At 45.0% G+C, this 1,376-nt stretch carries 1 protein-coding gene; it reads right to left on the reverse strand.

The features are described from left to right. Positions 1-152: 152 nt before the first annotated feature. Positions 153-1,325 (reverse strand): MFS transporter, encoded by a 1,173-nt coding sequence (locus R7035_RS25340; protein ID WP_021447944.1) that lies wholly within the window; start codon positions 1,323-1,325, stop codon positions 153-155. Positions 1,326-1,376 lie beyond the last annotated feature (51 nt).

The raw sequence follows: 1,376 nt of genomic DNA on the forward strand, positions 1-1,376 counted from the left end.
AAAATGTTAGATAAAAAGTATTATCAATACGACATTTTTAGTGTGGGAATTATCATCACTGGCAGAAATTTGCGCGTCACCAGTCAAAATTTGAGCTAATAAACAAAAAACTCAGCGTTCAGATGCTGAGTTTTTCTGTGACAGGTTGAAAGTCAGGCTATTTGCGATTCTGTTTTGTTATCCGTTTTCATCGCAAAGATCACAATCACGAGCAATACGAACGGAAGAACGTACAAGTTCAGGTTTTGCCAACCGACTGTCGATTCAAGCCAGCCAGAAAGTAAGGCAGTAATGGTGACACAGCTGAACACGAAGAACTCATTAAACGCCTGCGCTTTGCTGCGGTTTTTCGCTTCGTAACTTTGGCTAAACAGCCCCGTTGCAGCGATAAACATGAAGTTCCAACCTACGCCCAACAAAACTAAGGCAAGGCTAAAGTGCCAAATGGACACACCATGAATGTTAATCCCTATACAAGCAATAAACAGCACACCTCCCGCTAGGATCATTTTCTTTGCGCCGAACTGCTCAATTAATCGACCAGTAATAAAGGCCGGAGCGAACATGCCGAGCACGTGCCACTCAATCACACCTGCGGCTTTGTCGAAATCGAAACCACAACCAATCATCGCCAAAGGCGTCGCTGTCATTAGAATATTCATCACCGCATAAGCCACCATTGCCGCTAACACCGCAATCATAAAGTTCGGGCGTCTTATGATGTCACTAATAGTATCGGCTTTAACATGCGATAGCTGAGTATGCGCTGGCGGGAACCGAATCGTTTGAAGCAATACAAGCGCTGTGATGTAGAGAACAATCAGGACAGAAAAAGCACTCGTATATAAACCATCGTCTGACCATTGTTGCGAATACACCGCTAAGTTCGGACCGAGAATAGCCGCTAATACCCCACCCGCCATAGATATTGAAATTGCTCTGTGTCTTGCCGATTCTTCACACACTTCTATTGCAGCAAAACGATAGAGCGTGCCAAAGCCGATTCCGACACCGAGCAAAAACGTAGAAAAACAGAATAGATAAAAGGTTTGTTGGCTTAACGCGTAGGTCGCCAAACTTGCGCCCACGATGCCGATGAGGTTACCTAGGCTAAAGCCCAAACGACGACCGAGTTTCCCCATAATCAATGATGCAGGTATCGTTGCCGCCATTAAACCGAGAAACTGCAGTGCGACAGGCAAAGTAATAAAGCTCGGTGACGGGGCAAGTGTTTTGCCAATGAGCGCGATCACCGAGATCAAGAGAATGTTTCCTGTCATCAAGAGTGCTTGGCACAACGATAACAACCATACGTTACGATTCAAATCCATTTCCTTTGGTTAAAATTCCTTCAAACAACATATAGGAAAGACCGC

This window comes from Vibrio sp. 1731 (assembly GCF_033339955.1).
GTDB classification, from domain to species: Bacteria; Pseudomonadota; Gammaproteobacteria; order Enterobacterales; family Vibrionaceae; genus Vibrio; species Vibrio alginolyticus.